This window comes from Pseudomonas sp. 910_21, assembly GCF_052850735.1.
The window spans coordinates 647,946-670,279 of the sequence record NZ_VXCY01000002.1 but is presented as its reverse complement, the minus strand read 5'-3'; the positions used below and the strand labels follow the sequence as shown (position 1 = coordinate 670,279).

The window sequence follows — 22,334 nt, the reverse complement described above, 5'->3', positions numbered from 1 at the left end:
CAGCACAACTAGTAAATCGGCCATTTGCCACTATCCTCTAACAGGTAGGGATTACACTCTCAACCGCATAGCATGCACCTTCGCCCGTGCACTGACACTCCCGTCGAATGGGAGAATGCGGCCAACAACGCGGGCCCGGCGATCTTTTCAAACCAGTCCGCATTTCTGATAATTGGTGCTGGCATAACGCCTTTATCCAGTTCAATATTTGTCACAGAATTGACGCCAAGGATCTGGCAATTTTGAGGCATGATGCGGGCCTCTTAACAATTCAGGTTGAACATTTGGCAATCAGGCTTGTCCTAAAAGACAGCCCGCGGCCAATTCCGAGAACCGCTCCCCTGAACTAACCGGTTAAATATATGCGCCCATTGAAACAGGCAATTTATTCCAGCCGTACGGCTGACAAGTTCGTCGTACGTCTACCCGACGGGATGCGTGAACGCATTGCCGAGGTGGCTCGCAATCATCACCGCAGCATGAACTCCGAAATCATCGCGCGCCTGGAACAGAGTCTTATTCAGGAAGGTGCCTTGGGTGAAGAGTTGAGCATGCGCCTGGATAGCCCTGAGCTGTCCTTGCATGAACGCGAACTGCTTCAACGCTTCCGTCAACTCTCTCATCGCCAGCAGAACGCTTTGGTTTCGCTGATCGCCCATGACGCCGAAATGGCCGCAGACGCCAACTGATTTCACCCTGAAAGCTCAAGCCAGCCTAGCCGCTGGCTTTTTTTTGCCTGCGATAAAAGCAACGAAGCGCCATAAAGGCGCTTCGCGAATAAACCGATGTGCGAGGCTGGCTCAGAGCAGGAAGATCGTCGCCAAACCAAGGAAGATGAAGAAGCCACCGCTGTCGGTCATGGCAGTAATCATTACGCTGGCCCCCATTGCCGGGTCACGCCCCAAGCGCGCCAGCGTCATGGGAATCAGAACCCCCATCAGGGCCGCCAACAGCAGGTTCAGGGTCATCGCGGCGGTCATCACCACTCCCAACGACCAACTCCCGTAGAGCATGTAGGCGACAACACCGATCACCCCACCCCAGACCAGACCATTGATCAGGCCTACTGCCAGTTCCTTGCGCATCAGGCGTGAAGTATTCCCAGTACTCACCTGGTCCAAGGCCATGGCCCGGACAATCATGGTGATGGTCTGATTACCCGAATTGCCGCCGATACCCGCAACAATTGGCATCAGTGCCGCCAGGGCTACCAGCTTTTCGATAGAGCCTTCGAACAGACCAATCACTCGAGACGCGACGAACGCGGTAATCAGATTGATTGCCAGCCAGGCCCAACGGTTGCGCAGGGACTTCCAGACCGAGGCGAAGATATCCTCCTCTTCCCGCAGACCGGCCATATTGAGAACTTCGGTCTCGCTCTCCTCACGAATCAGGTCGACCATTTCGTCAATGGTCAAACGGCCGATCAGCTTGTCGTTCTTGTCAACCACCGGGGCCGAGATCAAGTCATAACGCTCAAATGCCTGAGCCGCATCGTAGGCATCTTCATCCGGATGAAAGCTCACCGGGTCGCTGGCCATGACTTCCGCGACCTGCTTGTCCGGATCATTGACCAACAGACGCTTGATCGGCAGGACACCCTTGAGCACGCCGTCGTAATCCACCACAAACAGCTTGTCGGTATGGCTCGGCAGCTCCTTGAGACGGCGCAGGTAGCGCAGAACCACTTCAAGACTGACGTCCTCTCGAATCGTCACCATCTCGAAGTCCATCAGCGCACCGACCTGCTCCTCGTCATAGGAGAGCGCAGAGCGAACTCGCTCACGCTGCTGGCCGTCAAGGGCTTCCATCAACTCATGGACGACGTCTCGCGGCAGCTCGGGAGCCAGGTCAGCAAGTTCGTCGGCGTCCATCTCCTTGGCAGCAGCCAGGAGCTCGTGATCGTCCATGTCGGCGATCAGGGTTTCACGTACGGAATCGGATACTTCGAGAAGGATGTCGCCGTCACGCTCGGCCTTGACCAACTGCCAGACGGTCAGGCGCTCTTCAAGAGGCAAGGCTTCAAGGATGTAGGCAACGTCGGCAGAGTGCAGATCATCGAGCTTGCGCTGCAATTCGACGAGATTTTGCCGATGGACCAGGTTCTCGACCCGATCGTGATGGTGACCTTCCTGACGGTGCGTCAGGTCTTCAACCACCCGCTGGCGCTGCAGCAGCTCAACGACTTGAGCGAGGCGGTCTTGCAGGCTTTCCTGCGTTTTCTTTACTTCTACTTCGGTCATAGGCGAACTCCACTCCCAGCAGAGGAGCACGCCGGAAGGATCAATCAGTCAGTTCATGATTGTGAAAACGGGATACTGAGTAACTACTGGGTAAGTCCATGGAGGTATTCCACAAGCCCCGGCGGGGCTGACGGGCGCAATGATACACCGCTTGGCAGTTTTAAACGTTAAAAAATCGTGGCAAGAACAAGCGCTTGCGGCATAAACCTGAGTAGTGTCCGAATCTATGAAACTGCGACGCCCCGGCAGAAAAAGAAAACACACACCGGGAGAAAAAAGTTCGGCGACAGGCAGAGCATTCGACTTCCGAAGAGCAAAGCCGTTCCAGCCGGACGAGCAAGAAGAACGACAAATAAATAAAACGCAGAAAGCAAAAAGCCCGCATCTTTCGATGCGGGCTTTCTGGTGTATGGTGCACTCGACAGGATTCGAACCTGTGACCGCTCGGTTCGTAGCCGAGTACTCTATCCAGCTGAGCTACGAGTGCATTTTGTGTTTTTAGACCAGACCACAACTGGCTGAAGCCAAGTTAACTACATTGCTGCAACTAACTCTTAAATGGTGCACTCGACAGGATTCGAACCTGTGACCGCTCGGTTCGTAGCCGAGTACTCTATCCAGCTGAGCTACGAGTGCATTTGTTGCCGCGCATTATAGGCCGTTAAATCTTTTTGTAAAGCACTTTTTCTAGTAATTTCAACAACTTACAGAAGAAGCCAGATTACAACGTACTAAACAAATAATGGCGGAGAACGGGGGATTCGAACCCCCGACACCCTTTTGAGGTGTACTCCCTTAGCAGGGGAGCGCCTTCGGCCACTCGGCCAGCTCTCCGCAACACGGGGCGTATATTAACCAGCTTTCTCCCCGTTTGCAAACAAAAAAAACGATAAAAATTAATGGCTTGGTTCTTCGTCCTTCTCTTTCTTTATCCGCAGGTAAATTTCCTCACGGTGAACCGCCACTTCTTTGGGGGCGTTGACACCAATACGCACTTGATTACCTTTGACGCCGAGCACGGTCACAGTGATCTCGCCATCACCAATGATCAGGCTTTCTGCGCACCGACGAGTCAGAATCAGCATACCTTTCTCCTCACGCATTACATTTTCAGGGACTACAGTCTGCAAAAAAAAGGGTGTCGGCCTACAACCTGGTCGGCTGCAGTCCTACACGCCTAAGTATTGACTAGCACGGGCAAAAGAACAGCTTTCTGCCGTGCCGATCAAAAACACAAAGGGCGCGGTCAGACCGCGCCCCTTTCAAACACCTATCACTCGCCCTGGCGGGCTGGAGCGTCAAGCTCGAACGCGGTGTGCAACGCACGCACTGCCAACTCCAGGTACTTCTCTTCGATCACCACCGAAACCTTGATTTCGGACGTGGAGATCATCTGGATGTTGATACTTTCCTTGGCCAGGGCTTCGAACATGCGGCTTGCCACACCCGCGTGGGAGCGCATGCCAACACCAACGATCGAGACCTTGGCAATATTGGTATCACCGACCACCTCACGGGCGCCGATCTCACGGGCGGTGTTTTCCAGCACAGTCTGGGCCGCCAGGTAGTCATTGCGGTGCACGGTGAAGGTGAAGTCGGTGGTGTTATCGTGCGAAACGTTCTGCACGATCATGTCGACTTCAATGTTCGCCGCACTGATTGGGCCGAGAATCTTGAAGGCCACGCCAGGATTGTCTGGCACGCCACGGATAGTCAGCTTGGCTTCATCGCGGTTGAAAGCGATGCCGGAAATGATCGGCTGTTCCATGGATTCCTCTTCATCAATAGTAATGAGGGTGCCCGGACCCTCCTGAAAGCTGTGCAACACGCGCAGCGGAACGTTGTACTTGCCAGCAAACTCGACCGCGCGGATCTGCAGCACCTTGGAACCGAGGCTAGCCATTTCCAGCATCTCTTCGAAGGTGATCTTGTCCAGGCGCTGAGCCTTGGGTACCACACGTGGATCAGTGGTATAGACGCCATCTACATCGGTATAGATCTGGCACTCGTCAGCCTTCAGGGCCGCTGCCAGCGCCACACCGGTGGTGTCGGAGCCACCACGACCCAACGTAGTGATGTTGCCGTGCTCGTCAACGCCCTGGAAACCGGCAACCACAACCACACGCCCGGCCTTCAGGTCACCACGAATCTTCTGATCATCGATCTGTAGGATTCGCGCTTTATTGTGAGCGCTATCGGTAAGAATGCGCACCTGGTTGCCGGTGTAGGACACCGCCGGAATACCACGCTTGATCAACGCCATGGCCAGCAACGCAATGGTCACTTGCTCGCCGGTGGAGACGATCACATCCAGCTCACGGGGAACCGGTTTGGCTTCGCCACTGATCTGCTTGGCCAGATCGATCAGGCGATTGGTTTCGCCGCTCATCGCCGACAGCACGATCACCAGGTCATCGCCGGCTTCGCGGAACTTCTTCACCTTGTCGGCGACCTGCTCGATCCGCTCGACAGAGCCGACCGAAGTGCCTCCAAATTTCTGTACGATCAAAGCCATTTTCTAAGCCGCCTCAGCCCGTAAAGGGGCGCCCGTTAATCAATCAAACTGCACAGCGCAAGGGCCCGCCACTAGACGACGGGCCCGGCTCGGCGCCTTAAATACCCTGTTCGACAAATGGCACGGTCAGGGCCAGTGCCCCATCCAGCGCAGCAGCATCAACACCACCGCCTTGAGCCATGTCTGGACGACCACCACCCTTCCCACCCACTGCCGCAGCGGCTTGTTTCATCAAATCACCGGCTTTGAGTTGGCCAGTCAGGTCCTTGGTTACACCCGCAACCAGTACGACCTTTTCCTCATGGACACTGCCGAGCAGGATCACTGCGCGGCCGAGTTTGTTTTTCAACTGATCCACCAGCGCCAACAGCGCCTTGCCGTCCTGGCCGTCAAGACGCGCAGCCAGCACTTTCACGCCCTTGACGTCTGCCGCTTGAGCGGACAGATCATCACCCGCCGCACTAGCTGCCTTGGCCTGCAGTTGCTCAAGCTGCTTCTCCAGCAGACGATTGCGCTCCAGCACGGCCGACAGTTTGTCGATCAGGTTGTCACGGCTGCCCTTGACCAGGGTCGCCGCTTCCTTGAGTTGTTCTTCCGCAGCGTTCAGGTACGCCAAGGCCGCAGCACCGGTGACCGCTTCGATACGCCGTACGCCGGAAGCCACACCGCCTTCGCTGGTGATTTTCAGCAGGCCGATGTCGCCGGTACGGTTGGCGTGGATACCGCCGCACAGCTCAACCGAGAAATCACCGCCCATGCTCAGTACGCGCACACTGTCGCCGTACTTCTCGCCGAACAGCGCCATGGCCCCCTTCTTCTTGGCGGTATCGATGTCGGTCTCTTCGGTTTCCACCGCCGTATTCTTGCGAATCTCGGCGTTGACGATGTCTTCCAGGGCCTTGATCTGCTCGGGCTTGATCGCTTCGAAGTGGCTGAAGTCGAAACGCAGGCGCTGACTGTCCACCAGCGACCCCTTCTGCTGTACATGCTCGCCCAGTACCTGGCGCAGTGCGGCGTGCAGCAAGTGGGTGGCCGAATGGTTCAGCGAAGTGGCGTGACGCACGTCGGCATCGACCTGAGCTTCAACCGGAGCACCCACAATCAGGCTGCCCGACGCCAGTACGCCGTGGTGCAGGAACGCACCACCGGTCTTGGTGGTGTCGCGCACATCAAAACGTGCACTGCCAGCCTGCAGGTAACCGCAGTCACCGATCTGTCCGCCGGACTCGGCGTAGAACGGAGTCTGGTCAAGAACCACAACCCCTTCTTCGCCTTCATTAAGTACGTCGACCGATTGCCCTTCTTTATAGAGGGCGACCACTTTGGCCGAACCGCTGGTGGCGTGATAGCCGGTGAACTCGGTGGCCACATCGACCTTGACCAGACTGTTGTAGTCCATGCCGAAGGAGCTGGCGGAACGGGCACGTACACGCTGGGCTTCCATCTCGCGCTCGAAACCTTCCTCATCGAGGGTCAGGCTGCGCTCACGGGCGATGTCACCGGTCAGGTCCATGGGGAAACCGTAGGTGTCGTAGAGCTTGAACACCACGTCGCCCGGCACTACCGAGCCTTCGAGTGCCGCCAGATCCTGTTCGAGGATCTTCAGGCCCTGCTCCAGGGTCTTGGCGAACTGCTCTTCTTCAGCTTTCAGCACGCGTTCGATATGCGCCTGCTGGGATTTAAGCTCTGGGAAGGCTTCGCCCATTTCGGCCACCAGGGCCGCGACGATCTGGTAGAAGAAGCTGCCCTTGGCCCCCAGCTTGTTGCCGTGACGGCAGGCACGACGAATGATCCGTCGCAGCACATAACCACGACCTTCGTTAGACGGCAGCACGCCGTCGGCAATCAGGAAACCGCAGGAACGGATGTGGTCGGCCACCACTTTCAGCGACGCCTGGGCATCATTGGTGCAACCAATGGCCTTGGCTGCCGCGTCCAGCAGGCTCTGGAACAGGTCGATTTCATAGTTCGAGTGCACATGCTGCAGCACTGCGCTGATCCGCTCCAGGCCCATGCCGGTGTCCACCGACGGCGCCGGCAGCGGGTGCAGAACGCCATCGGCGGTGCGGTTGAACTGCATGAACACGTTGTTCCAGATTTCGATGTAGCGATCACCGTCCTCTTCAGGCGAGCCGGGTGGGCCGCCCCAGATATCGGCGCCGTGATCGTAGAAAATCTCGGTGCAAGGGCCGCACGGGCCAGTATCGCCCATGGTCCAGAAGTTGTCGGAAGCGTAAGGCGCGCCCTTGTTGTCACCGATGCGCACCATACGCTCGGCCGGCACCCCGACTTCCTTGGTCCAGATGTCGTAAGCCTCGTCGTCGCTGGCGTAAACCGTGACCCAGAGCTTTTCCTTCGGCAGGTTCAGCCACTTGTCGGAGGTCAGGAAAGTCCAGGCGAAAGTGATGGCGTCACGCTTGAAGTAGTCACCGAAGCTGAAGTTGCCCAGCATTTCGAAGAAGGTGTGGTGACGAGCGGTATAACCGACGTTTTCCAGGTCGTTGTGCTTGCCGCCGGCGCGGACGCACTTCTGGCTGCTGACAGCGCGGGTATAAGCGCGCTTTTCCTGACCCAGGAAGCAGTCCTTGAACTGGTTCATCCCCGCGTTGGTGAACAGCAGGGTGGGGTCGTTGCCTGGGATCAAAGAGCTGGAGGCTACACGGGTGTGGCCTTGCTCTTCGAAGAAGCGAAGGAAGGCTTCACGGATTTCTGCGCTTTTCATTAGGTTCTTCCACGGAGACTGCGGCCAAAGGCCTGTGCGCAACGTCAACAGACGAAACGACGGCAAAGGGCCGCATTATATCGGCGTTAATCACTTGGTACAGCGTGTTTGTACGATACAAACAGTCAATTGGACGGAGAACACTGTCAGTTACGGGAAAACTCGGCAAAAGTGCTCACCACTTGTTCGATTTGCCCGGAACTGACATTCAAATGGGTTACCAGGCGCAGCCGTGACGCGGCGCTGAGGCAGATCCCTCGCTCGGCGGCGAACGCCTTGAGGGCTTCCGCCCGTTCCCCCATCTGCACATACACCATATTGGTCTGCACCGGTTCGACACTGAAGCCCGCCTGGCTCAGCCCCTGTGCCAGCAACTGCGCATTGGCATGGTCATCCGCCAGACGCTGTACCTGATACTCCAGGGCATACAGCCCCGCTGCTGCCAGCCCACCGGCCTGGCGCATGCCACCGCCGACCATCTTGCGCAGGCGCCGCGCCTTGTCGATCAGCTCACGGGAGCCGCACAACACCGAGCCCACTGGCGCACCGAGGCCCTTGGACAGGCACACCGATACTGAATCGAAGTGTTCGGTGATCACCCGGGCATCCACCCCCAGCTTCACCGCCGCGTTATACAGCCGTGCACCATCCAGGTGCAGGGCCAACCCCCGCTTACGGGTAAAAGCCCGAGCCTGGGCCAGGTAAGCCAGGGGAAGCACCTTGCCCTGCATGGTGTTTTCCAGGGCCAGCAAGCGCGTGCGGGCAAAATGAAAGTCATCGGGCTTGATCGCGGCCGCCACCTGATCCAGGTCCAGGGAACCGTCGGCCTGAAGCTCCAGCGGCTGAGGCTGGATCGATCCCAGCACCGCGGCGCCACCCCCTTCATATTTATAGGTATGGGCCTGCTGGCCGACGATGTACTCATCGCCTCGCTCGCAGTGGGCCATCAAGGCCAGCAGATTGCTCATGGTGCCGGAAGGTACAAACAGGGCAGCGGCGAATCCCAAGCGTTGTGCCAGTTCCGCCTCCAGCTGATTGACCGTCGGGTCTTCGCCGTAGACATCGTCTCCGGTACGGGCGCAAGCCATGGCCTCGAGCATGCCCGGGGTCGGCTGGGTCACGGTGTCACTACGAAGATCGATCACGCTCATCACATCTGGCTCCGGCTACGGGGGACCGCAAGGTCCGCGCTAAACAGGGGGAATTCCCTTTCGAAACGAATTACTGCGGCCCCACGGACGATTAATCAAGCAGCAACTGTAGAAAACCTTGCGCCACAGGGTGAAAAATCCGATGAACATTATCCAAAAGACGCAATGCTTCCCCGCCAAATCTGTGTTAAAAACTCACCGCCCGCGAAAAACTCGCGGGCAATCGTTCTCAGGGCGGGGTGTAATTCCCCACCGGCGGTAATTGCGCGCAATGTGCATAGCCCGCGAGCGCTTGGCGATGCCCGTGGCAAGGCCACAGGTGACGACAAGGTCAGCAGACCCGGTGTGATTCCGGGGCCGACGGTCATAGTCCGGATGAAGAGAGAACGGGATTGGCGCCAAAGGGCCGTTGTCGGACAGCTTGTGGGAAATCCACGGCCGTTCTGCGCGCACCCTTAAATCCCATTCGATTCATATACGCCCTGTTTTTCATACAAACAGGAGTCAAAACAGATGCAACCCACCGCAATCGATAGCAAAAGCAAACACCACCCCAACGAGCGCGTCGCCTTTATCCAGGCCTGCTGGCACAAGGAAATCGTCGATCAGAGCCGCCAGGGTTTCGTCGCGGAAATGCTCGCCCAGGGTTATCAGGAAAGCGATATCGACTTCTTCGAAGTCGGCGGCGCCTTCGAGATTCCTCTGCACGCCAAACTGCTGGCCAAGTCCGGTCGCTACACCGGCATCGTCGCCGCGGGCCTGGTAGTGGACGGCGGCATCTACCGTCATGAGTTCGTCGCCCAGTCGGTAATCAGCGGCCTGATGCAGGTGCAGTTGGAAACCGAAGTGCCAGTGTTCTCCGTGGTGCTGACCCCGCATCATTTCCATGCGGGTGAAGAGCATCAGAAGTTCTTCTTCGAGCACTTCGTGCACAAGGGTCAGGAAGCAGCGAAGACCTGCGCCGATACCCTGCAGAAGGTTCGGGCCCTGCGCCGCAATGAGCAGCGTGCGGTTGCCGTTTAAGCGATAAGAGCATCGCCGGCAAGCCCGCTCCTACAGAGTTGTTCAGGAGTCGGCCTGCCGGCGAACCTCAGGCCAGGCCGTCAGCCGTGGTCGGCACAATCAGAATCCCTGCACGCAGGCCGTTCTTGACCTTAGGGTTGGGAAAAATGATCCGCGCGCCCTCTTCCTCGATGACCCAACGGGTCTGGGCGATATCCTCGGCCAGCAGGTAACCCACTTCCAACTCGGAAAAGTTCTCGACGTCCGCCGGCAAATGCAGGTGGAAGCTGTCGCTGTGCTTGATGATTTCCCGCGCCACGCTGAACAGTTGCAAACCGTCGAGACTGTCCTGCTCCGCTCCAGGCTCGGTGCCTTCGATGATGTGCTTGAGACGGGTTTCCAGGCGCTCGACATTGACGCCCTGGTTCTGCCCGAATGGCCGCGCCTTGCCCAGTTCCAGCGTGAAGGACTCGGCCCCCAGTTGATCGTAGGTGTAGGCACTGAAGACGATGGAAGGCTTGTTTTGCAGCAGCACCGCCTCCATGCCGGCGGCCCGCAGGCGCGACAGTTCACGGCGCGAATGCCGGCGCCCGTCCTTCCACGGATAGAGGGCAAACTGCTCGATCTTCGAACCACGAATCGCCGTGTGCAGATCGTAGTGCAGGCGTTCGCGATCCGGCAGATTGAAGAAACTTGCCGCCAGACGCTCCAGCTCGCAAGCCCGCAGGGCTTCGAAACCACTGCTCAACTCATGCCGGCCGTTGAACAGCCGATTGACGTCCTGCTCGACGAATCGCTCGCCACGGCGCATGGCCTCGGGGTTGCCGAACAGGAACAGAATGCGGGCCCTGGGCTTCAAGTCGCCCCGGGCAATGTCATGCAACAAACGGTCGAGCAGCTCGATGGGAGCCGTCTCGTTGCCGTGGATACCGGCGGACAACAACAGGTCCAGACCGTTATCCCGAGCTTCGGGCGGCCGTACTTCCAGGGCGCCCTCGCTCAGCCAGCGCATGCGCACGCCGTCGACAGTCAGTTGAGTCTTCTCTGCCGGTTCACGGCCGGCGAGGGTCAGTTCAAGCAGTTTGCCGAGGGCGAGCATAAAGCGGCTTCCTTAGTGAGCGTGACCGCAGTCAGGGCCATGCACGTGATCATCTTCACCAGCGTCGGCCGGTTCCATTTCCAGTTGCAGGCTGACCAGGTTGGTGGCCAGCGGACGCAGCAGCAGGCTGGCGTATTCGGCATCGCCCTCTTCCACGTCCACGCCGATCAGCAATTGGCCACGGCCGTCCTGCTGGATCCACACTTCCTTGCCCTGCCACAGCACCGCGAAGCGGGTGCAGGAGGTTTGCAGTTGGGTGCCGTCGGTGTCTTCAAGGATCAGTTGCAGGGTATCGCTCATGGGGTCGTTCTCATCTGGGGTGAAGCGGAGCGCCCGGATCAGCCGGGCGCGGGCTTTCAATTGATCTGGAAGGGATAAACCGCGCCCAGTTTAAGGATTTGCGTCAGTTCATCCAGTGCCGTCCGGCATTCAAGCAACAGCTGCGGGTCCGCCAGATCACTTTCACTGAGGCGGTCGCGGTAGTGCTTGCCGACCCATTGGGTCAGGGTGTCGTACAACGGCGCGGTCATGATAACCCCAGGATTGACTGCCGCCAGCTCGGTTTCATTAAGAGCCACCCGCAGACGCAGACAAGCCGGGCCACCGCCGTTCTGCATGCTCTGCTTGAGATCGAAAACCTTCACTTCACGGATCAGGCCACCCGAGCTGGTGAGGCTTTGCAGGTACTGCCAGACCCGCTCGTTGCTGCGGCACTCTTCCGGCACGATCAGCAGCATCGAACCATCGGCACGGGACAGCAGTTGGCTGTTGAACAGGTAGGAGCGCACCGCATCTTCCACCGTCACCTGCGAACGCGGTACACAGATCGACTGGAAGTTGCCGCCGCGCTTGCCCAGTTTGCCCTGCAGTTCAGCGAGCATCTTCTCGGTCTCGAGGAAGGCATCCTCGTGATAGAACAGCACCTCGCCATTGCCAACGGCGATCACGTCGTTGTGGAACACGCCCTGGTCGATCACCGAAGGATTCTGTTGGGCATAGACCACACCCTCCTCGCTCAGGCCATGCAGACGCGCCACGGCTTGCGAGGCTTCCAGGGTCTGACGCGCCGGGTACTTCTGCGGTGCCGGGTAGCGGTTGTCGAAGGCGCTGCGACCGAAGACGAAGAACTCGACACCGGCCTGGCCGTAATCACGGCAGAAACGGGTGTGATTGGCCGCGCCTTCATCACCGAACTGCGCCACCGCCGGCAACGCCGCGTGATGGGCGAAATGTTTCTGGTCGGCGAACATCGCCCCCAGCACGCGACTGGTGGTCGGGTGCTCGATGCTGCGATGGTACTTGCAGTTGAGGTTGGCGGCGGTGAAGTGCACACGACCGTCAGCCGTGTCGGCGCTTGGGCTCACCGTGGCGGCATTGGCCACCCACATGCTCGAAGCGGAGCAACTGGCCACCAACAACGGCATCGCCTGCTTGGCGGCTTGCTGAATGACTTGCGCATCGGTCCCGGCAAAACCCAGGTTGCGCAAGGCCGCGACATCGGGCCGCTCTTGCGGAGCGAGCACGCCTTGCTGAAAGCCCATTTCCATCAGTGCTTTCATTTTCGCCAGGCCTTGCAGCGCCGCTTCCTTGGGATTGGAGCCCTGCTGGCTGTTGCTCTGGGAGGCGACGTTACCGTAGGACAAACCGCCGTAGTTATGGGTCGGCCCCACTAGACCGTCAAAATTGACTTCATAGGATTTCATCAGCGAGGCTCCACGAATCTGTTTGTTATAGGCATCGGTTCAACACAGGGCGAGCGTTTCGCGCTCGTTCGCCGGCCAGCCGGCTCCTACACAGATCTGCAGGAGCCAGCTGGCGGGCGAAGAGACCATAAAGGCCTCTCGAATCAGGACAAGCGCACACCCGGCGTCAACGCGCTCGGCAGCACCAGGCTCGGGGTTTCCAGGGAAGCCACCGGATACGCGCAGTAATCCGCCGCGTAATAGGCACTGGCCCGATGGTTGCCCGAAGCCCCGACGCCACCAAAAGGCGCGCTGCTGGCGGCACCGGTCAGCTGTTTGTTCCAGTTGACGATCCCGGCACGGCTCTCCAGCCAGAACTGCTGGTAACGCTCGGCAGAATCCGACAACAGACCGGCAGCCAGGCCGTACTGAGTGTTGTTGGCCTCGGCAATGGCCCCATCGAAATCAGCGTAGCGGATCACTTGCAGCAAAGGTCCGAACAGCTCTTCATCAGGACGCTCAGCCACCGCCGTGACATCCAGGATGCCCGGGGTCAGCAAGGCAGCCTGAGCCTGGGGTTGAGTCATTTCCAGCAAGGCTACGGCGCCATTGGCCAGCAACTGTTGTTGCGCGTCCATCAGCGCACGGGCGGCGCCAAGGGAGATCACCGACCCCATGAAGGGCGCAGGCTGTTGATCGTAGCCACCCACATCGATGGTCGCGCTGACCGCCACCAGGCGCGCCAGCAAGGCATCACCCCAGGCCCCTTGCGGCACCAGCAAGCGGCGAGCACAAGTGCAGCGCTGACCGGCAGAGATGAAGGCCGACTGAATAATGGTGTAGACCGCTGCATCCAGGTCGGCGACCTGATCCACCACCAGCGGGTTGTTGCCGCCCATTTCCAGAGCCAGGATCTTGTCCGGACGCCCAGCGAACTGCTGGTGCAGATGATTGCCGGTGCGGCTGGAGCCGGTGAAAAACAGGCCATCGATACCTGGGTTGGCGGCCAGGGCGATACCGGTTTCCCGGGCGCCTTGCAACAGGTTGAGGACGCCCGCCGGAAGACCGGCTTCGATCCAGCACTGGACCGTCAGCTCGGCCACTTTCGGCGTCAGCTCGCTCGGTTTGAACAGCACGCTGTTGCCCGCCAGCAGCGCAGGAACGATGTGCCCGTTAGGCAGATGCCCGGGGAAGTTGTAAGGGCCGAACACCGCCACCACGCCGTGGGGCTTGTGCCGCAGCACCGCCGTGGCATCGCCCAACGGGCCGCTCTTCTCGCCGGTACGCTCGCGGTAGCTCTGCACCGAGATAGCAATCTTGTTGACCATGCTGGTCACTTCGGTGGCAGCTTCCCACAGGGGCTTACCGGTTTCCTCACCGATGCAGCGAGCCAGTTCGTCGGCACGCGCCTTCAAGCTGGCGGCAAACGCCTCCAGCACACTGATGCGCTCTTCCAGCGAACGCTTGGCCCAGGCTGGAAACGCCTGGCGAGCCGCCTGCACGGCGCTTTCCACTTGCGCGGCAGTGGCGCCGTTACCGGACCAGATAACCGCCTGGGTCACCGGATTGACCGAGGTGAAGGCTTCGCCCTGGCCAGCCAGCCATTGGCCGGCAATGTACAGCGTGCTCATTATTTCGACTCCCGAGAAGCAGACAGCGGAACCGCGCGGACCTGGTCGCCGGCGTTGAGTTGCAGGCGCTTGGCGGTCAGTGGATCGACCACCAGGGTGCCCGCAGCGAAGCGTGCAGGCGCCGCAGTGATGCGGCAGTCCTCGCGTTTACGGTTGTGGATCAGGAACGGCGTGGCGTCGTCGCCCGGGGTGCCGATGGCCAGCACCAGTGCCTGGCTGTCACGCACCGCGCGGATCTTGCTGGTCTCGCACTCCACCGCCGGGCCGGCGTCGAAGATGTCGACATAGCCCTGGTAGCTGAAGCCCTCGCTCTTGAGCATGGCCAGGGCCGGCTCGGTGTCGGTGTGGACCTTGCCAATCACATTGCGTGCATCCTCGGACAGGAAGCAGGTGTAGAGCGGGAACTTGGGCATCAGCTCGGCGATGAACGCCTTGTTGCCGACCCCGGTCAGGTAGTCGGCCTGGCTGAACTCCATCTTGAAGAAGTGACGGCCCAGGCTTTCCCAGAACGGCGAGCGGCCATTCTCATCGGACATGCCGCGCATCTCGGCAATGATCTTGTTGCCGAACAGTTGCGGGAATTCGGCGATGAACAGCATCCGCGCCTTGGCCAGCATGCGGCCATTGAGGCCGGTGCGGTAATCGGCGTGAAGGAACAAAGAGCACAGCTCGGAGTTGCCGGTCAGGTCGTTGGCCAGGAACAGCGTGGGAATCTCACGGTAGATATTCAGCTCCTGGGAGGCGCTGACCGTCAGGCCGACCCGAAAGTTGTACCAGGGCTCACGCAAGCCGACGGCACCGGCAATGGCGGAAATCCCCACCACTCGGCCATTGTCGTCTTCCAGCACGAACAGGTAGTCCGCATCGCCGCGTCCGGCTTCGCCGCGAAAGGTCTTTTCCGCCCAGCCAACCCTGTGGGTCAGGCGCTCTTCGTTGGCCGGCAAGGTGGTGAGGCCGGTGCCGGTGCTGCGGGCCAGGTCGATCAGCGCGGGTAAATCGCTGCTGCGTACGGGACGAACGATCATGCTATCTCCTCAAACACAGGCCGCTGGCGGCCTGCGCGAAACTCGCTGCTTTCTAGGCATGCTTTCCAGGTCGTGAAAGCAGGGGTTAAACCGCCACCAGGCGCACGCTGGCACCTTCGCCGACGCCCAGGGCTTCGGCCGTTTGCAGATCCAGGGTCACCGGTTTGCCCGGGGCGTAATCCAGCTCCAGCAACACGGCGCGGTAATCCTGCAACTGACCGTTGGACACCAAGTACTGGCGACCGCCGCCCTTGAGCGCCTCGCCAATCTTCACCGGTACCACTCGGCTCTGGGCAATGGAGCGAATCCCCGAAACCCGTGCATGCAAGGTAGGACCACCGTCGAAGATGTCGATGTAGTGATCGGTTTCAAAACCTTCGCGCATCAGGATGTCAAAGGTGATCTGCGCCCGCGGGTGCACCTGGCCCATGGCTTCCTGGGCGGCGTCCGGCAGCAGCGGCACATAGATCGGGTAATGGGGCATCAGTTCGGCAAGGAAGGTCCGGCTCTTCAGGCCGCACAGGCGCTCGGCCTCGGCATAGTTGAGGTCGAAGAAGTTACGCCCGATGGCGTCCCAGAACGGCGAATCGCCGTGCTCATCGCTGTAGCCGACGATCTCGGTCACCACCGAATCGGCGAAACGCTCCGGATGGCTGGCGACAAACAGCAGGCGGCCCCGGGAGTTGAGCTCCGACCAGGGCGACCCCACCAGTTCCGGCACCACATAGAAACTGGTCAACAGGCTGTTGCCGGTCAGGTCGTGGCACTGGGACAGGACGTGAATCTTGTTGTGGATCTTCAGCTCGCGGGACGCATGAACGAAGGTTTCGTTGCGAAAGCTGTAGAACGGCTCGGAATAGCCGGCAGAAGCGACGATGGCCGAACAACCCACCAGCTTGCCGCTGTCGGTGTCCTCAAGGACGAAGAAGTAGCTTTCTTCACCGTTGAAACTTACTTCAGCCGCGAACGAAGCCTCACTTGCAGCGATCTTGTCGCTCAGGCGATCCACATCATCGGGCAAGGAGGTGACACCAATCGGGCTGTCTGCAGCCAGACGCTGTACCTCGCCCAGATCAGCCATTTGCGCGGGGCGCATCACCAGCATGGTGTCACTCCTTACTCTAAAACAGGTCGGAAACCGTCCGACTCAGGGAAAAAAATGCCGGGACAGCCCGGCACAGGAATTAGGCTCGACGCCGGCCACTAAAGCCGACGCCGAGGAGTACTGCTACCTGGATCAGGCTTGAGTCAGTTTCGCTACGGCGCGCTCGAAGCGGTCCAGGCCGGCGTCGATATCGGCATCCTCGATCACCAGGCTCGGAGCAAAGCGCACCACGTCCGGACCGGCTTGCAGAATCATCAGGCCTTCTTTCTCGGCGGCGTTGAACACATCCTTGGCCTTGCCCTTCCAGGCTTCGCTGAGCACACAACCGAGCAACAGGCCCAGGCCGCGGACTTCAGTGAACAGGCCGTACTTCTCGCCGATCTGCAGCAGACGAGTCTTGAAGCGGTCGTGCTTGGCCTTCACACCATTGAGCACCTCGGGGGTGTTGATCACATCGATCACCGCCTCGGCCACGGCACACGCCAGCGGGTTACCGCCGTAGGTGGTGCCGTGGGTGCCAACCACCAGGTGCTTGGCTAGCGCTTCGGTGGTCAGCATCGCCGCGATCGGGAAACCGCCGCCCAGGCTCTTGGCGCTGGTGAGGATGTCCGGGGTCACGCCGTAATGCTGGTAGGCGAACAACTCGCCGCTGCGGCCCATGCCGGTCTGTACTTCGTCGAATACCAGCAGCGCGTTGTGCTGGTCGCACAGCTCGCGGGCGCCTTGCAAGTAGGCCAGCTCAGCCGGCAGCACGCCGCCTTCACCCTGGATCGGCTCCAATACCACCGCGCAAGTCTTGTCGGAAACCGCCGCCTTCAAGGCTGCCAGGTCGTTGTATGGCACATGAGTGATGCCGGTGATTTTCGGACCGAAGCCGTCGGAATACTTCGACTGGCCACCGACGTTCACGGTGAACAGGGTGCGACCGTGGAAGCTGTTCAGCGCGGCGATGATTTCGTACTTCTCGGCACCGAAACGATCGTGAGCCACACGCCGGGCCAGCTTGAAGGCGGCCTCGTTGGCTTCTGCACCGGAGTTACAGAAGAACGCGCGCTCAGCGAAAGTGGCGTCGATCAGCTTGTGGGCCAGACGCAGAGCCGGCTCGTTGGTGAACACGTTGGACACATGCCACAGTTTATTGGCCTGCTCGGTCAGAGCCCCCACCAGCGCCGGATGGGCGTGGCCCAGTACGTTGACCGCGATGCCGCCGGCGAAGTCGATCAGCTCCCGTCCCGACTGATCCCAGACTCGAGACCCCGCGCCGCGCACAGGAATGAAAGCGGCAGGTGCGTAGTTGGGAACCATCACCTGGTCGAAATCGGCGCGTTGCACCGGAGCTTGCTCAACGGACATCGGAGTCTCCTGAAGAGGAACACCCGCCTGAAACTGGCGAGCGATGGAGGGATTGTAAGGACAGTTTTGTGCCCGGCCTTGTCGCCAAGCGACAACTTCTTATAGCGCCAACCCCGGTTTTACGCGGGTTTATGGCAATGCGACAAATAGCGTCGCAAAGGCGCAGTTTAAACTGCGCGCAGGCTCAGCGGCAGATTTGCCGGGCAATTTGCCCGAGGTAATTACCCAGGTAGTTATTCACATAGCTATCCAGATAGCTGCGTGGCGAGCAGACCCAAATCCCGAAAAGGTTATCGGCGCTACGCCAACAAGGTGGCGCGAGTGGGTTGCCTGGGGGATTCGCCGGCAAGCCGGCTTCTACAGGACGGGGTCAGCCGCGTTCGGCTGGCACGGAGGAGAGTTCGAACGGGCTGCTGCTGCGCCGTTGATTGCGATCTTCACGGGGGGTGGCGCCAAAGAAATTGCGGTAGGCGCTGGAGAAGTGCGGACCGGAGGAGAAGCCGCAGGACAGACCGATCTGAATAATCGACTTGCTGGTCTGCATCAGCATCTGCCGCGCCTTGTTCAGGCGCAGTTCCAGGTAATACTGGCTGGGCACCCGATTCAGGTACTGCTTGAAGATCCGCTCCAACTGACGTCGAGACACACAGACATGCTGGGCAATCTCGTCGGTGGTCAATGGCTCTTCGATATTGGCCTCCATCAGCAGCACTGCCTGAGTCAGCTTCGGATGGCTGGAGCCCAGACGGTTCTGCAGCGGAATACGCTGACGCTCGCCACCCTCACGGATGCGCTCGACCACCAGCTCTTCCGAAACCGCACCGGCCAGCTCTGCGCCGTGATCCCGCGCCAGCACCGCCAGCAACAGATCCAGCACCGACATGCCGCCACAGGCCGTCAGGCGATCACGATCCCAATCGAACAGATGACTGGTGGCAATCACCTTGGGGAAGCGTTCGGCAAAATCATCCTGCCAGCGCCAGTGCACCGCAGCCCGATAACCATCGAGCAGACCCAGTTGGGCCAGCGGGTAAACCCCGGCGGACAGCCCCCCAATTACACACCCGGCACGCACCAGCTGCTTGAGGGCGCTACTGAGGGTCGAACTCATCGGTGCCGGTGGCTCATCGGCCAGCAGGAACAACTTCTGACAACCTTCAAGCTTGCCCGCCCAAGGCTCCCCCGGCAGTTGCCAGGCACCTTCGACCGGCGCTTCGGCCTGCAGGAATGCCAGCTCATAAACCACGTCCGGGTGCACCCGCTGGGCAACACGCAAGGCCTCCTCGGCCAGCGCCAGCGTCAAGGCTTTAGTGCTGGGCCAAATCAGGAAACCAATTCGATGGGCAGTCATGGCGGGCAATCCGAAACGAAAACAGTGTTAGAAGCCAAGGGCGGCAGCACCAAGTTAGACCATCTGGCGCGCGGTGCGCAGCATGACCTAATTTGGTGCATAACGGCAGCTATTACTTGAGGCTGCCGGAGAGGAATTGTTGCAAACGTTCTGATTGCGGGTTCACCAGCACTTCCCGCGGGTTGCCGCTTTCTTCCACCACGCCTTTGTGCAGGAACACCAACTGGTTGGAGACTTCACGGGCAAAGCCCATCTCGTGAGTCACCACCACCATGGTCCGGCCTTCCTGGGCCAGGGCCTGCATGACCTTCAACACGTCACCCACTAGCTCTGGGTCCAGGGCCGAGGTCGGCTCGTCGAACAGCATGACTTCCGGCTCCATGGCCAGTGCCCGGGCGATAGCCACGCGCTGCTGCTCACCACCGGACATGTGTCCCGGGTAGGCATCCTTGCGGTGCGCCACACCCACCTTGGCCAGGTAATGCTCGGCCTTCTCGCGAGCCTCGGCCTTGGACACGCCCAGCACATGCACCGGTGCTTCCATGATGTTTTCAATGGCGGTCATGTGCGACCACAGGTTGAAGTGCTGGAACACCATCGACAGGCGCGAACGCATGCGCTGCAGCTGCTTGGGATCGGCAGCCTTCAGCGCGCCGTCCTTGTTGGCCACCAGCTTCAACTCTTCGTTGTTCAGCAGGATCTTGCCGGCATGGGGCTGCTCGAGCAGGTTGATGCAGCGCAAAAAGGTACTTTTGCCCGAGCCACTGGAGCCGATGATGCTGATCACATCGCCAGCTGCGGCCTTCAGGGACACGCCCTTGAGCACTTCGTGACTGCCATAGCGCTTATGCAGGTCTTGGACTTCAAGTTTGTACATGCGGTCGGTTCTCACAAAAACAGTCAGTCGTTGAGCAAGCGCCCGTGACGCAGCGCTTCGCGCCCCGCCACCTTGGCCAGCCAGAAACCGGGTTGGGCATAACGCAGCCGCTCAACGGCGAACAACACGCCGCTGGTGCCAGCACACACCGTACTGACCCGATCGGATAGGGGATCAATCACTTCAAAAATCGGTTCGCCCACTTCTACCCAGCTCCCGGCCGGACGCAGAAAGCTCACCACGCCAGGGTGCGGCGCATACAGCAATTGGGTGCCTTCAAATGGCATGGCTTCGCAGGCTTCATGCGCGGGCGCAGGCCACTCACCGGCAATCAACCCCTGTTCGGCGAGAAACGCCAGGATGCCGGCAGCATGCGCCTCGGCCTGAGGACGCCCGGTGTCGGCCTGACCGCCCAGCTCCAGAGTGGTGGCCAGGCAGGCCAGGGGAATCTGCGCCTCGGGAAACTGTTGCGACAGACGCAACCAGGGCAGCGAACAGGCCTCATCGAACGAGCTGCCACCGGAATCTTCCGCCAGCAACCCGACCTTCACATCCAGGTGCGCCGCCAGGGAACGCCACTGCGGCCAATGCTGCGGCAAGGCGTACATATGCAGCGCCGCCTCGGTATCGCAATGCAGGTCCAGCACCACATCCGCCGTACAGGCATGACTCAGGAGCACCCGCTGCATGCCCTGCAACTGGCTTGCAGCCGGTGGCAACTCGGACAGCACCTCGCTCATGGCCTGACGGATCAAGCGCACATTGGCGTGAGGATCGTCCCCCAGACGCCCTTCCAGGCGCTGGGCCACAGGCCCGCTCAACTCGACAAAGTCGCGGTTGAAGTTCTTGCCGCTACCGGCTTCGAAACGTCCCTGGTGATTGCCTTGCAGCAACTGCCCCAACCCCAGCGGATTGGCCACGGGCACCAGTTCGATAACACCATTGAGAGCACCTTCGGCTTCCAGTTCGGCCAGGCGCTTCTTCAGCTCCCAGGCGGTGCGCATGCCGGGCAACTCGTCTGCATGCAGACTGGCCTGGATATAGGCCTTGCGCTCGCCACTGCCGAAACGGAACACCGAGATGCTGCGTTCGCTGCCCAGGTGACTCCAGGGCAATGGATGATCGATACGTTGCATATCAGTGCTTCCGCGGTGCCAGGTAGCGCAGCCAGCGGCCTTCGGCCAGCTTGAACAGGCGCACCAGGATGAAAGTCAGGCACAGATAGAACACGCCCGCGGTGATATAGGCCTCGAACGGCAGGTAGTACTGCGCATTGACCGTGCGCGCCGCGCCCGTGATGTCGATCAAGGTCACGATGGACGCCAGACTGGTGGTCTGCAGCATCATGATCACTTCGTTGCTGTACTGCGGCAGAGCCCGGCGCAGGGCCGATGGCAGGAGAATGCGGCGATACATCTTGTAGCGCGACATGCCCATGGCCTTGGCCGCCTCGATCTCACCGTTAGGCGTGGCCTTGAGGCTGCCGGCGATGATTTCTGCGGTGTAGGCGCTGGTGTTGACGGCAAAGGCCAGGCAAGCACAGAAAGTTGCGCTGGACAGCCAGGGCCAGAGGAAACTCTCACGCACCGCTTCAAACTGGGCCAGGCCGTAGTAGATCAGGAACAACTGCACCAGCATCGGCGTGCCACGGATCACATAGGTGTAGAGCCAGGCGCTCATGTTCACCAATGGCTGCTTGGACACCCGCATCAGGCCCAGGGGCAAGGCCACCAGCAAGCCGAAGAACAGCGACAGTGCCAACAGTTTCAGAGTGGTCAGCAAGCCGCTGAAGTACAGCGGCAAGGCGTCATAGATGACGTTGTAGTCGAAGATCATAGATCAGCCGCCCTTACGCCTACCGAGTAGCGCTTCTCAAGGTGACGCAATGCCAGCAACGAGACACTGGTGATCACCAGGTACATCGCCGCCACTGCGAGGAAGAAGGTGAAAGGCTCGCGAGTGGCGTCTGCCGCCTGCTTGGCCTTGAACATCATGTCTTGCAGTCCCACCACCGAAATCAGTGCAGTGGCCTTGGTCAGAACCAGCCAGTTGTTGGTGAAGCCGGGAATCGCCAGGCGAATCATCTGCGGCACCATCACCCGGAAGAACACCTGGAAGCTGCTCATGCCGTAAGCCATGCCCGCCTCGGCCTGCCCCTTGGGGATCGCCATGAAAGCGCCACGGAAGGTTTCCGACAGATAGGCACCAAAGATAAAGCCCAGGGTGCCGATACCGGCGGCCAGCGGATTGAGGTCGATGTAATCGTCGTAGCCCAGCAGCGGCGCCACACGGTTCAGCAAGTCCTGGCCGCCGTAGAAGATCAGCAGGATCAGCACCAGATCGGGAATGCCACGAATCACCGTGGAATACAGGTCGCCGAGCCAGGCCAACCAGCGCACCGGCGAGAGGCGCAGCGCGACCCCGATCAAACCCAGAACAATGGCCAGGGCCATGGACGACAAGGCGAGCTGAAGCGTCAGCCAAGCGCCATCGAGGATGACAGCCCCGTAGCCTTTCAACATGATTCAGGTCCTCGAAAATTGGGATGAAAAAATGGCGCAAACTTCAGAGATTCTGC

Annotated in this window: 19 protein-coding genes, 3 tRNA genes and 1 riboswitch; of the genes, 2 read left to right on the top strand and 20 right to left on the bottom strand. The window is 59.9% G+C overall.

The annotated features are described in order from the left end of the window. Window positions 1-362: 362 nt before the first annotated feature. On the top strand, window positions 363-689 hold the full coding sequence (locus FW796_RS08195) for an Arc family DNA-binding protein (protein ID WP_016968184.1): 327 nt from the start codon (window positions 363-365) through the stop codon (window positions 687-689). A 111-nt stretch (window positions 690-800) separates the two neighbouring features. Here FW796_RS08195 and mgtE read toward each other — a convergent pair whose 3' ends face one another. The 8 genes from mgtE to ltaE form a co-directional block, all read right to left on the bottom strand. Beyond that, complete coding sequence (gene mgtE, locus FW796_RS08190; protein WP_446439227.1) at window positions 801-2,243, bottom strand: magnesium transporter; 1,443 nt, start codon at window positions 2,241-2,243, stop codon at window positions 801-803. A 410-nt stretch (window positions 2,244-2,653) separates the two neighbouring features. Beyond that, window positions 2,654-2,730 (bottom strand) — tRNA-Arg (locus FW796_RS08185). 72 nt (window positions 2,731-2,802) lie between these two features. Beyond that, window positions 2,803-2,879 (bottom strand) — tRNA-Arg (locus FW796_RS08180). A gap of 107 nt (window positions 2,880-2,986) precedes the next feature. Continuing rightward, window positions 2,987-3,077: transfer RNA gene (locus FW796_RS08175), tRNA-Ser, on the bottom strand. 62 nt (window positions 3,078-3,139) lie between these two features. Further along, a complete protein-coding gene (gene csrA, locus FW796_RS08170) occupies window positions 3,140-3,328 on the bottom strand; it encodes a carbon storage regulator CsrA (RefSeq protein WP_002554426.1) in 189 nt (62 codons plus the stop codon). 188 nt (window positions 3,329-3,516) lie between these two features. After that, window positions 3,517-4,758: an aspartate kinase gene (locus tag FW796_RS08165; protein WP_102860691.1), complete on the bottom strand. Its 1,242-nt coding sequence runs from the start codon at window positions 4,756-4,758 to the stop codon at window positions 3,517-3,519. Window positions 4,759-4,855: 97 nt separating this feature from the next. Continuing rightward, window positions 4,856-7,480 carry an alanine--tRNA ligase gene (alaS, locus tag FW796_RS08160; RefSeq protein WP_346632330.1) on the bottom strand — a complete coding sequence of 875 codons (2,625 nt, stop codon included), beginning with the start codon at window positions 7,478-7,480 and terminating at the stop codon, window positions 4,856-4,858. Window positions 7,481-7,626: 146 nt separating this feature from the next. Further along, entirely contained in the window at window positions 7,627-8,631 is a 1,005-nt protein-coding gene (gene ltaE / locus FW796_RS08155; RefSeq protein ID WP_404937505.1) for a low-specificity L-threonine aldolase, read from the bottom strand. Window positions 8,632-8,852: 221 nt separating this feature from the next. Next, window positions 8,853-9,023: riboswitch (FMN riboswitch) on the top strand. 121 nt (window positions 9,024-9,144) lie between these two features. Between ltaE and FW796_RS08150 the strand changes: the two genes are divergently transcribed. Continuing rightward, window positions 9,145-9,654 carry a 6,7-dimethyl-8-ribityllumazine synthase gene (locus FW796_RS08150; RefSeq protein WP_102880592.1) on the top strand — a complete coding sequence of 170 codons (510 nt, stop codon included), beginning with the start codon at window positions 9,145-9,147 and terminating at the stop codon, window positions 9,652-9,654. 67 nt (window positions 9,655-9,721) lie between these two features. Here the strand turns inward: FW796_RS08150 and astE are convergent, their stop codons facing one another. From astE to FW796_RS08090, 12 genes are all read right to left on the bottom strand, one after another. Continuing rightward, on the bottom strand, window positions 9,722-10,732 hold the full coding sequence (gene astE / locus FW796_RS08145) for a succinylglutamate desuccinylase (RefSeq protein ID WP_346632332.1): 1,011 nt from the start codon (window positions 10,730-10,732) through the stop codon (window positions 9,722-9,724). 12 nt (window positions 10,733-10,744) lie between these two features. Then, window positions 10,745-11,032 carry a topoisomerase II gene (locus FW796_RS08140; protein ID WP_102860686.1) on the bottom strand — a complete coding sequence of 96 codons (288 nt, stop codon included), beginning with the start codon at window positions 11,030-11,032 and terminating at the stop codon, window positions 10,745-10,747. Window positions 11,033-11,088: 56 nt separating this feature from the next. Continuing rightward, entirely contained in the window at window positions 11,089-12,435 is a 1,347-nt protein-coding gene (astB, locus tag FW796_RS08135; RefSeq protein WP_346632333.1) for an N-succinylarginine dihydrolase, read from the bottom strand. 143 nt (window positions 12,436-12,578) lie between these two features. After that, window positions 12,579-14,048, bottom strand: a complete 1,470-nt coding sequence (gene astD / locus FW796_RS08130; protein ID WP_346632567.1) for a succinylglutamate-semialdehyde dehydrogenase — start codon at window positions 14,046-14,048, stop codon at window positions 12,579-12,581. Then, a complete protein-coding gene (gene astA, locus FW796_RS08125; protein ID WP_402885479.1) occupies window positions 14,045-15,070 on the bottom strand; it encodes an arginine N-succinyltransferase in 1,026 nt (341 codons plus the stop codon). Before astA ends, astD begins: the two co-directional genes overlap by 4 nt. A gap of 85 nt (window positions 15,071-15,155) precedes the next feature. Continuing rightward, window positions 15,156-16,175: an arginine/ornithine succinyltransferase subunit alpha gene (aruF, locus tag FW796_RS08120; RefSeq protein WP_346632335.1), complete on the bottom strand. Its 1,020-nt coding sequence runs from the start codon at window positions 16,173-16,175 to the stop codon at window positions 15,156-15,158. A gap of 132 nt (window positions 16,176-16,307) precedes the next feature. Continuing rightward, window positions 16,308-17,528, bottom strand: a complete 1,221-nt coding sequence (locus tag FW796_RS08115) for an aspartate aminotransferase family protein (RefSeq protein WP_446439226.1) — start codon at window positions 17,526-17,528, stop codon at window positions 16,308-16,310. A gap of 370 nt (window positions 17,529-17,898) precedes the next feature. Continuing rightward, the gene (argR, locus tag FW796_RS08110) at window positions 17,899-18,879 is read right to left on the bottom strand and encodes a transcriptional regulator ArgR (RefSeq protein ID WP_102860681.1); all 981 of its coding nucleotides are present in this window, start codon (window positions 18,877-18,879) and stop codon (window positions 17,899-17,901) included. Window positions 18,880-18,991: 112 nt separating this feature from the next. After that, complete coding sequence (locus FW796_RS08105; RefSeq protein WP_011062773.1) at window positions 18,992-19,756, bottom strand: ABC transporter ATP-binding protein; 765 nt, start codon at window positions 19,754-19,756, stop codon at window positions 18,992-18,994. A gap of 23 nt (window positions 19,757-19,779) precedes the next feature. Next, a complete protein-coding gene (locus tag FW796_RS08100) occupies window positions 19,780-20,892 on the bottom strand; it encodes a succinylglutamate desuccinylase/aspartoacylase family protein (RefSeq protein ID WP_346632337.1) in 1,113 nt (370 codons plus the stop codon). Between the two features lies 1 nt (window position 20,893). Continuing rightward, window positions 20,894-21,592, bottom strand: coding sequence for an ABC transporter permease (locus tag FW796_RS08095; RefSeq protein WP_102860679.1), 699 nt, complete (start codon window positions 21,590-21,592; stop codon window positions 20,894-20,896). Then, complete coding sequence (locus tag FW796_RS08090; RefSeq protein ID WP_016968104.1) at window positions 21,589-22,278, bottom strand: ABC transporter permease; 690 nt, start codon at window positions 22,276-22,278, stop codon at window positions 21,589-21,591. Before FW796_RS08090 ends, FW796_RS08095 begins: the two co-directional genes overlap by 4 nt. Between the last annotated feature and the right edge of the window lie 56 nt (window positions 22,279-22,334).

What these genes read in the sequence shown, in the direction of transcription:
- astA (WP_402885479.1), bottom strand. Translation starts at nt 15,070, where the DNA reads ATGATCGTTCGTCCCGTACGCAGCAGCGATTTACCCGCGCTGATCGAC.
- mgtE (WP_446439227.1), bottom strand. Translation starts at nt 2,243, where the DNA reads ATGACCGAAGTAGAAGTAAAGAAAACGCAGGAAAGCCTGCAAGACCGC.
- argR (WP_102860681.1), bottom strand. Translation starts at nt 18,879, where the DNA reads ATGACTGCCCATCGAATTGGTTTCCTGATTTGGCCCAGCACTAAAGCC.
- FW796_RS08195 (WP_016968184.1), top strand. Translation starts at nt 363, where the DNA reads ATGCGCCCATTGAAACAGGCAATTTATTCCAGCCGTACGGCTGACAAG.
- ltaE (WP_404937505.1), bottom strand. Translation starts at nt 8,631, where the DNA reads ATGAGCGTGATCGATCTTCGTAGTGACACCGTGACCCAGCCGACCCCG.
- FW796_RS08140 (WP_102860686.1), bottom strand. Translation starts at nt 11,032, where the DNA reads ATGAGCGATACCCTGCAACTGATCCTTGAAGACACCGACGGCACCCAA.
- csrA (WP_002554426.1), bottom strand. Translation starts at nt 3,328, where the DNA reads ATGCTGATTCTGACTCGTCGGTGCGCAGAAAGCCTGATCATTGGTGAT.
- FW796_RS08105 (WP_011062773.1), bottom strand. Translation starts at nt 19,756, where the DNA reads ATGTACAAACTTGAAGTCCAAGACCTGCATAAGCGCTATGGCAGTCAC.
- FW796_RS08095 (WP_102860679.1), bottom strand. Translation starts at nt 21,592, where the DNA reads ATGATCTTCGACTACAACGTCATCTATGACGCCTTGCCGCTGTACTTC.
- alaS (WP_346632330.1), bottom strand. Translation starts at nt 7,480, where the DNA reads ATGAAAAGCGCAGAAATCCGTGAAGCCTTCCTTCGCTTCTTCGAAGAG.
- FW796_RS08165 (WP_102860691.1), bottom strand. Translation starts at nt 4,758, where the DNA reads ATGGCTTTGATCGTACAGAAATTTGGAGGCACTTCGGTCGGCTCTGTC.
- astE (WP_346632332.1), bottom strand. Translation starts at nt 10,732, where the DNA reads ATGCTCGCCCTCGGCAAACTGCTTGAACTGACCCTCGCCGGCCGTGAA.
- FW796_RS08115 (WP_446439226.1), bottom strand. Translation starts at nt 17,528, where the DNA reads ATGTCCGTTGAGCAAGCTCCGGTGCAACGCGCCGATTTCGACCAGGTG.
- FW796_RS08100 (WP_346632337.1), bottom strand. Translation starts at nt 20,892, where the DNA reads ATGCAACGTATCGATCATCCATTGCCCTGGAGTCACCTGGGCAGCGAA.
- FW796_RS08090 (WP_016968104.1), bottom strand. Translation starts at nt 22,278, where the DNA reads ATGTTGAAAGGCTACGGGGCTGTCATCCTCGATGGCGCTTGGCTGACG.
- FW796_RS08150 (WP_102880592.1), top strand. Translation starts at nt 9,145, where the DNA reads ATGCAACCCACCGCAATCGATAGCAAAAGCAAACACCACCCCAACGAG.
- astB (WP_346632333.1), bottom strand. Translation starts at nt 12,435, where the DNA reads ATGAAATCCTATGAAGTCAATTTTGACGGTCTAGTGGGGCCGACCCAT.
- aruF (WP_346632335.1), bottom strand. Translation starts at nt 16,175, where the DNA reads ATGCTGGTGATGCGCCCCGCGCAAATGGCTGATCTGGGCGAGGTACAG.